The organism is Kaistella sp., from assembly GCF_049588135.1.
In the GTDB taxonomy this organism is placed as follows: Bacteria; Bacteroidota; Bacteroidia; order Flavobacteriales; family Weeksellaceae; genus Kaistella.
In genome coordinates, this window is the sequence record NZ_JBAVFG010000200.1 from 1 (window position 1) to 8,910 (window position 8,910).

Sequence of the window (8,910 nt, forward strand, 5' to 3'; positions counted from 1 at the left end):
AAAGTAAATACTATGAATTTTGTATTTCGTTACATAGGTTTGTGAGTAGAAAATCAAAATAAGCGGAATCCTCTGTACAATAATTTATACTTTTGAATGCTTTTCTTAATGAATCCCAAATATCTTAAATTATTTTTTTTAATTATTAGTATAAATCTATTTTCTCAAGAAGAAAATAAAGAAGAGATTTATAACAAATATTTACGAAACGGAGCATATAAATATTCGTATTACAGACCCGAATATCAAGCATATATAGATTCTGCTTTGGTATTGCTTCCTAAGAATGCTTTCTTATGGCAACAAAAAGCAATGCCATATTTTAAAAGAAAAAAATATGAGTTAGGAATGCAGTACATTGATAAAGCAGTATTGTATGACGATAAATATGATAAATACTTATCATATCGAGCTTTCATCAAATGTATTTTTCAGAAAAACTATAATGATGCATTGACGGATTTCGATGTTTTAATTAGCCATTATAATAAAGGACTAATTATGGATCATTATTTTTATTTCTACAAAGCATTGTGCTTGATACAACTAAATAGGTATGATGAAGCCCAAAAATACATGAACTTGTCTATGGAATTGAACATTCAAAATGGAGGTACCCCTCATTATCTTGAATTATTCTATATGGGCATTATTTTTTATGAAAAAAGACAATATACAGAAGCTATTCAATATTTTGACAAAAGTTTAGAACAATATCCCAACTTTTCTGATGCACAATTTTACAAAGCCGAAACTTATTATTTTATGCACCAAAAAAAAGAAGCATTAGAATATTTTATAAAAGCAAAAGAAAATTTAGATAAAGGATATAGTATAAATGAAGATAATGCATTCTATGAAGATTATCCTTATCAAATTAAGAAATGGATGATAAAAAATTATTTTGACATTTTAAATTACCATCAGTAGATTTTTATTTTGAAAAAAAACTTTCCCTTCTACAAACAACCCGATGCCAAAGACTGTGGCCCTACTTGCCTTAGAATAATTTCCAAATTCTATGGTAAAACAATTCCATTACAGCAAATCCGAAATCTTTCAGAGACGACAAGAGAAGGAAGTTCGTTGCTTGGTTTAAGCGAAGCCGCAGAAAATTTAGGTTTCAGAAGTCTTGGTGTACAAGTTGATTTCAATACTTTACAAGAGGAAGTTCCATTGCCTTGTGTTGTTCATTGGAATAAGCAACATTTTGTAGTGGTTTACAAAATTGATAAATCAGGAAAGGTTTACATTTCTGACCCTAGTTATGGTATAATCACTTATACCAAGGTAGAATTCATAAAATACTGGATTGGTGAAAATGCTGATGAAACCACAGAAGAAGGAATTGCCTTATTATTAGAAACTACACCGGCTTTTTATAAAAATGAATTTGATGAAGATGAGAAAAAAATGACCTTTTCTTTTCTTTCAAAATACCTGTTGAAATACAAATCGTTAGTTGTCCAACTTGCAGTAGGATTATTAGCAGGGAGTTTACTTTCACTTATTCTTCCCTTTCTTACCCAAAGCATTGTGGATGTTGGAATCCAAAATCAGGATTTGAACTTTATCTATCTTGTTCTAATAGCACAAATAATGCTTTTTCTTGGAAGAATGGGTATTGAAGTAATACGAAGCTGGATCTTGTTACATCTTTCCACAAGAATCAATATTTCTATTATCTCTGATTTCTTCATCAAATTAATGAAACTCCCAATCAGTTTTTTTGATACGAGAATGACGGGAGACATTATGCAGCGTATCAATGACCACACGAGAATAGAACAATTGCTTACAAGTTCTTCACTCAATACTCTTTTTTCATTGGTTAATTTGATTATTTTCAGCATAGTGCTTCTGTTTTATGATTACAGATTATTTTTGGTGTATTTGGTTGGAGCTATTCTGTATATCGGATGGATCAGTTTTTTCCTTAAAAAAAGAAAAGAACTAGATTACAAAAGGTTTTCCCAAATATCCCAAGAGCAAAGCAAAGTCATTGAATTGGTAAACGGAATGCAGGAAATCAAAATGCACAACGCAGAAAAACAAAAACGTTGGGGCTGGGAATTTTTGCAGGTCAAATTGTTTAAACTGAGAATAAAATCTTTGTCATTAGAGCAATGGCAATCTGTTGGTGGAAATTTCATCAATCAGATGAAAGATATTTTAGTAAGTTTTCTTTCTGCTAAGTTGGTTTTGAGTGGAAACCTTACTTTGGGAATGATGCTTTCCGTTCAATATATCATCGGACAATTAAATAGCCCTTTAATGCAATTAGTTGAATTTATAAGACAAACGCAAGATGCAAAAATATCGCTGGAACGTTTGGGAGAAATTCACGATAAGGAAGACGAAGAGAGTAAAGATGAACAATATGTTTCAGAAATTCCACAAAATGATATAGAGATTAGTAACATGTCTTTTAGATACATCGGTTCAGACCAATATGTTTTTGAAAATCTCAATCTTTCAATTCCTTATCAAAAAACTACTGCTTTCGTTGGAGCCAGTGGAAGTGGAAAAACTACACTTCTCAAATTATTAATGAAATTCTATGAACCCAACAACGGAATGGTCAAAATAGGAAATACCAATCTGAAGAACATTTCTCCTAAAACGTGGAGAGACCATTGCGGAGTTGTGATGCAGGAAGGTTATGTTTTTAATGACACGATTGCCGGAAATATAGCAATTGGAGAAGATTACATTGACAAACAAAAGCTAAGAAAAGCAGTAGAAATAGCAAATATCAAAGATTTTATTGAAGGACTTCCATTAAGTTATAATACCAAGATTGGAAACGAAGGACTTGGTGTTAGTGGAGGACAAAAACAAAGATTATTCATTGCGAGAGCCGTTTACAAATCTCCGGAATATATTTTTTTTGATGAAGCAACATCTGCATTAGATGCCAATAATGAAAAAATAATTATGGAAAATCTAGAGCAATTTTTCAAAGGAAAAACTGCAATTGTAATTGCACACCGCCTTTCTACGGTAAAACACGCCGATAAAATTATTGTTTTGGATAAAGGAAAAGTTGTGGAAGAAGGGAATCACTCAGAATTAGTGGCTAAGAAAGGCGAATATTACAGACTTATAAAAAATCAATTGGAACTTGGTTCATAAAACTAATAAAATGATACAGAAAAAATTAATAATATTCGTTAGTCTATTCGCAATTATTATGGGATTTGCTCAAAAAAAGATTCCTGTAATAAAATCTAATACATTAAAGGTTTCCATCATTGAGGATGGGTTAGCAAAAACAGTGTGGAACCTTGATTCGACTATAAAACCTGATACTTATAACACTGGTAAAATAACTAAACGCAAGAGTATAAAGCTGATAACAGATATTGATTCTATTGAAATTAAATTAAAACCAGAACAGAAATTTGATTTCATTGTTTTATATAAACATAAAGATTCCTGTTATACAAGGTTTCAAGCACCCAAAAGAAAAAGTATCGTAAATACTAAAAAAGATATCGATACAGTTTCTTTTGTTCTTACGGATAAAAACAATATCGTATTGAAAACCATTTTTAATAAGAAAGACACTTTAAATCTGGTATTCGATACTGGTGCTTCGGGTTTTCATTTAACGAAAGAGGTGATAAAAAAAGAGTACAATCCGAATGATTCCAAAGAAAAAATAACAATGCGTGATCTTGCTAAAAATCAATTCCAAATTGGAAATATGATATGGAATGATCAGCAAATTTACCCAATTGGCGAAATTCCTGAAGGAGCTTCTGGACTATTGGGATGGGATATTTTCGATGAAAAAATTGTTGAAATTGACTATGATAAAAATATATTGATTTTGTACGATAAAAAAAGCAAAATAGATAAAAAATATCAATCTTTTAATCTAAAATTTATTCGGGAACATTTTTTTATTACTACTCAATTACAAATTAAGAAGCAAAAATTTGAAAATATTTTTTTATTTGATACTGGTTATCAAAGAACAGTTTTAATAGATAAAGATATTGCTAGAAAGCAAAAATACCCAGATGAGAAACTCCATGTCATCGCCCAAACAAGGCTGAAAAACTCTCGTAATGAAGATGTCAAGGTAGTTACCTTATTAAATGAACGAATAAATTTTGGGAAATATAGTCTTACAAATGTTCCTGTACAGTTGCTTTCTACTTCTAATCCTCTCGGATTTAATGCTCATTTTTTGGGAAATGAAGTATTAAAGCGGTTTAATACAATTTTGGATTTTCAGCAGAATGTGGTCTATTTGGTACCTAACAAATATTTTTATCAGGAGTATGCTGAAAAAAAATAACACTATTTAAATATGTTCATTTTAAAATGAGGGCGGTCGCCATGTCCTAACTGATGGCAATAGTATTAACCAAAATTCAACTCTTATGAAAAAGAAAGTAAAATTAGTTTCTGATTTAGATAACAAATCTCTTATTAAGAAAACGATTAAGGCTTCTGAAAATGAGAAAATGGATCTGTATAAATCAATTTTTGGAGGAAATGTTGCACCTGACAATTGTAATGTTGCTATTTCTAAAATTGATGGGGCATCTGCTGCTTACAATAAAACAGATCAGTTTTTAAGAGTTTAACTCTTTCTCATTCCATTCTCCGTCAGTTTTTTTTGCTGACGGAGTATTATTCAATTTTTAATATGAAAAAAATAACATCATTTGTTCTGAAAGTAGCCAGTCGTTGCAACTTAAATTGTTCTTATTGTTATATGTATAATTTAGGAGATAATACTTATTTATCACAACCTAAATTTATGTCAATTGAAACGATTACAATATTCGCAATGAAACTGAATGAATATTGTATAAGAAACGATGTAAAATACTTACAAATAGTTTTTCATGGTGGAGAACCGTTATTGTGGTCAATGGATAACTACAAGAAGTCTGTCGAAATTTTCACTAAAACAATTAAAAATGTGACATTCGATTTCGCATTGCAGACTAATGGAGTAACTCTTGATGATAAATGGTGTCAACTTTTTAAAAATCTCAATATAAGGGTTGGGATAAGTATGGACGGTCCTAAAAAACATCACGATAAATATCGAGTCTTCCATAATGGAAAGGGGTCTCATGATAAAGTAATGACAGCGATTGAAAGGGGAAAGAAATATGGATTTAACAGTATTTTATCTGTTGTTAATTTAGACATCTCTCCAGAAGAGTTTTACGATGAGCTAAAAAACTTGGATGTTCAGAATTTCAATTTATTACTACCCGATGGTCACTACGATAATTTACCTAATGGTTTTCTGAGTGATAAGGTTAATACAATAGATCATACACCCTACGCTGATTGGCTTATTGAAGTGTTTAAAATTTGGAAAGCTGATACCAATAGACCGATGATTCGTTTCTTCCGCACACTGATAGAGCTTATTATGGGAGAACAAATTGGAGATCAAATGTTAGGAACATTAACAAATGGTGTTGCAGTATTGGAAACAAATGGTGCTTTGGAGGTTTCAGACTCTATCAGGGCTTGTTATGAGGGAATTACTAGAAATAATCTCAATATTTTTAATAATAACATTGAGGATTTGCATGATGACCCTCTGTTCGACGTATATTTTAATAGTCATAGTATGCTTAATGAAAAATGTATAAACTGTTTGCTCTCAAACATATGTGGTGGCGGTTTTTTAGGAAATAGATATTCTAATGATAATGGATTTGATAACCCTACAATATATTGTTATGATACGATCAAACTTGTTTCATTTATACAAAATGATATTCTGTCTTCTCTACCAAATGATATAAGCAATTCATTGGAAATCCATTCTTTGGATTATGCAGAAATGGTACACGAGATTAATAACTCTACTTCTTCTAAAATAGATAAAAACATTAAAAATAAATTAAATTCTTTTAAATCAAATGTTAAAGAAAGGAATATTACTTGTTAATCGGATTGAAGAAAATTTCAGAAATCAATTACTAATTAATTCTGGTATCCAACGGAGCTGTGAAGTCAGTGATTTAAATTATCTGAAGAATTCCTTTATTCCCAAAAAAGATTGGAGACTAATTACTGATAGTGAATTCAAAAAAATAGTAACCAATAATTTTAGTAATCCTTTTCACAAAACAATCGCAATTGGAAATATTCCAAAGGATATTGTCTCTACAATTCGCAAATTGGAATTATCGAATTGTAATAGTTTATTTGATATTGACTCTACATTGAGGAGTAAAGAAAAATCGATTACAGAGCTTAATAATAAACTGGAAATTTTTCTCGGGACAAAATCGTCAATTCCAAAATTTCGATTTCACAGGATTACAAAAGGACAACCTAATCACGAAACAACCACATTTCATTTTATTAATAAAGAATTTGTTCGTTATACTGGATTGCATATTGATGAAAGTCGAATTTTCACACCGTATTCGGCATATAAATCTGATAATCGAATTTCTATAAATATCAGTGAGGAATCACGATATCTGTTTTATGTCAATCTATCATTAAGACAAATTTCTAATTTGATAAAAAATACAGAAATCACAGCAAGTAATATTGTTGAAAAATTTTTTGAACAAAATCCTAATTATCCAATAATAAGATTGGAAATTAAACCCTACCAATATTATATCGCACCTACGGATAATTTTATTCACGATGGGAGTACGTTGGGGAATAAAAAACACGACATTACAATTGTTTATACGGGAATTTTTGATAAATATTAATATGAAGCTAAAATCAGGAATAAAATTATTACACCACTCGATTGATTTCAGCAATACTATCGAAATTAATTCAGGGATTATTCATCATAAAGATTTGATTTCTTTGAAAGTCTCTTTAATTGATGGCGAAATTGAATGCCACTACGAAGATGATGCTTATCTCCCTAAACGTGAATGGAGATGCCTTTCAAATGAAGAAAATAAAATCATAAGCACAGAAGCATTTAATAAAGATTACAATACAATTTATTTAGGAATACTTCCTATTCGCATACAAAATCTATTCAAAGAATTAAACTTGATTAATTGTAAAACTGAGAAAGAAGTATTTGAACGGTTTCTCATTAATAAAAATAAAGTACAAGAAACAAATTCGCTTCTTAACGAATTTGTTGGCACTATGTCAAATACCCCCGTAGAGTTCTTGAGCATTGCAACAAATTTTGCTAACTGCGAGAGCGTTTCTCAAAAACCTTATGAATATTACATTGCACCAACAGATAATTGTATTCATGACGGAGCAACAACACAAAAACAATCTTTAGATATAGTCTTAACGTATTTAGGTCATTTTAAAATTTAAGTTTTTACAATGGAATCCCAAAAAGATATATTAGATAATATTGAACTACGCAGCGAAAGTGTTCAAGACATTCTTTCACAACCACCCCATTGGATGATTCGGTGGGGAAATACTATTATTTTCATTATTTTACTATTGATTCTCGTAATGAGCTATATCATCAAATATCCAGAATTTGTTCCGGCAAGTGTTATCATCACTTCCCAAAATCCACCAGAAAAATTAGAAGCCAGAACCAATTCTAAAATTGAAAAAATTTTAATCAAAGACCATCAAAAAGTAAAAACAGGACAGGTAATGATGGTACTTCAATCTACGGCAAATTATCACGACATTTTGGAATTGAAAGATATTATAGATTCATTATCAACCAATCAGTTACAATCTTTCCCACTTCAAAAAGTATCGACTTTTAAATTGGGAGAAATACAGAGCGATTACAATAGTTTTGCAAAAGCTTTTCAAGATGAAAGATTATTTACAAGATTACAACCTTATGCCCCGGAAAACCTTGCCGCAAACCAAAGCCTTTCTGAATATAGAGGAAGAATCGCCAATCTTCAACAGCAAAGAAGCATTGAAGTTGCCAAATATGAATTAACAAAAAAGAATTTTCAACGTTCGCAAGAGCTATTTAATCAAGGCGTTATTGCAGCAGTTGAAATGGAAAATGAAAAAATAAAATTCCTTCAGGCAGAACAAAATCTTAAAAACATCAATATTTCTCTTTCTCAAATTCAGGAAGCCATTTCCGGGCTAAATAAAACAAAAAGCGGAGCATCTATCAATACGGAAAAAGATAAGATTAATTATTCTTCCCAAACTCTGCAATTATATGAACAATTAAGAAAATCCTTGCGACAATGGGAACAAAGCTATTTATTCATTTCTTCAACGGACGGTACTGTAAGCTTTCAGCGGTTTTGGGGAGAAAATCAATTTGTAAAACAAGGAGATGTGCTAATGTCAATACTTCCTGAAAATACAGAATCTCTAATTGGAAAAATGCAGATTCCTTCTGCCAATTCAGGAAAAGTGCAAACGGGACAGAAAGTTTTAATAAAACTTGATAATTACCGCTTTCAAGAATACGGAATTATCGAGGGAAAAGTTCAGAATATTTCACTTACACCTGATGAAAAAGGCAATTATTACGTTGATGTAATTCTGCCAAAACGCTTGAAAACGTCTTATAATAAAACATTGCCATTTGATAAAGAATTAAAAGGTAATGGTGAAATCGTAACGGAGGATTTGCGGTTAATAGAGAGATTCTTTTTTCAGATTAGGAAATTACTGGGGTATCAAACGTAAAGAAAATAACTGTCTTCGGTTGTGAATACAAATACAGATATTGGAAGAAAATTTTCCGCTACTCAAAAGTTTGACCTATGAAAAAGAAAAACCTACATAAACCCCATCTACTCCTGAAAATAGTGTAAAATAACCCCACCCTACTTCAAATACAGCGTAAAATAACTACATCCAACTCCCAGAACAAACGTAAACCGACACCACCCAAACAATTTCCAAAAAAAATCATTCACATTTCAATTGTTTGTCAGGATAAAAAGACCCCACCACATTCCCAAACCTGCGTAAAAT

Annotated in this window: 8 protein-coding genes; all 8 read left to right on the forward strand. The window is 30.9% G+C overall.

Going from position 1 to position 8,910, the window contains the following annotated elements; translation table 11 throughout:
• Window positions 1–108 precede the first annotated feature (108 nt).
• On the forward strand, window positions 109–930 hold the full coding sequence (locus WBY99_RS10965) for a tetratricopeptide repeat protein (protein ID WP_423976375.1): 822 nt from the start codon (window positions 109–111) through the stop codon (window positions 928–930).
• Window positions 931–939: 9 nt separating this feature from the next.
• A complete protein-coding gene (locus WBY99_RS10970) occupies window positions 940–3,135 on the forward strand; it encodes a peptidase domain-containing ABC transporter (protein WP_423976376.1) in 2,196 nt (731 codons plus the stop codon).
• A gap of 10 nt (window positions 3,136–3,145) precedes the next feature.
• Window positions 3,146–4,309, forward strand: a complete 1,164-nt coding sequence (locus WBY99_RS10975; protein ID WP_423976377.1) for a hypothetical protein — start codon at window positions 3,146–3,148, stop codon at window positions 4,307–4,309.
• An 85-nt stretch (window positions 4,310–4,394) separates the two neighbouring features.
• Complete coding sequence (locus WBY99_RS10980; protein ID WP_423976378.1) at window positions 4,395–4,601, forward strand: hypothetical protein; 207 nt, start codon at window positions 4,395–4,397, stop codon at window positions 4,599–4,601.
• Window positions 4,602–4,663: 62 nt separating this feature from the next.
• Window positions 4,664–5,935 (forward strand): radical SAM protein, encoded by a 1,272-nt coding sequence (locus WBY99_RS10985; RefSeq protein WP_423976379.1) that lies wholly within the window; start codon window positions 4,664–4,666, stop codon window positions 5,933–5,935.
• A complete protein-coding gene (locus WBY99_RS10990; RefSeq protein ID WP_423976380.1) occupies window positions 5,907–6,722 on the forward strand; it encodes a hypothetical protein in 816 nt (271 codons plus the stop codon). The genes WBY99_RS10985 and WBY99_RS10990 overlap by 29 nt, the downstream gene beginning before the upstream one ends.
• 1 nt (window position 6,723) lies before the next feature.
• Window positions 6,724–7,305, forward strand: coding sequence for a hypothetical protein (locus WBY99_RS10995; protein WP_423976381.1), 582 nt, complete (start codon window positions 6,724–6,726; stop codon window positions 7,303–7,305).
• Window positions 7,306–7,314: 9 nt separating this feature from the next.
• Window positions 7,315–8,619, forward strand: a complete 1,305-nt coding sequence (locus WBY99_RS11000) for an HlyD family secretion protein (RefSeq protein ID WP_423976382.1) — start codon at window positions 7,315–7,317, stop codon at window positions 8,617–8,619.
• Window positions 8,620–8,910 lie beyond the last annotated feature (291 nt).

What these genes read in the sequence shown, in the direction of transcription:
- WBY99_RS10975 (WP_423976377.1), top strand. Translation starts at nt 3,146, where the DNA reads ATGATACAGAAAAAATTAATAATATTCGTTAGTCTATTCGCAATTATT.
- WBY99_RS11000 (WP_423976382.1), top strand. Translation starts at nt 7,315, where the DNA reads ATGGAATCCCAAAAAGATATATTAGATAATATTGAACTACGCAGCGAA.
- WBY99_RS10990 (WP_423976380.1), top strand. Translation starts at nt 5,907, where the DNA reads ATGTTAAAGAAAGGAATATTACTTGTTAATCGGATTGAAGAAAATTTC.
- WBY99_RS10995 (WP_423976381.1), top strand. Translation starts at nt 6,724, where the DNA reads ATGAAGCTAAAATCAGGAATAAAATTATTACACCACTCGATTGATTTC.
- WBY99_RS10985 (WP_423976379.1), top strand. Translation starts at nt 4,664, where the DNA reads ATGAAAAAAATAACATCATTTGTTCTGAAAGTAGCCAGTCGTTGCAAC.
- WBY99_RS10965 (WP_423976375.1), top strand. Translation starts at nt 109, where the DNA reads ATGAATCCCAAATATCTTAAATTATTTTTTTTAATTATTAGTATAAAT.
- WBY99_RS10980 (WP_423976378.1), top strand. Translation starts at nt 4,395, where the DNA reads ATGAAAAAGAAAGTAAAATTAGTTTCTGATTTAGATAACAAATCTCTT.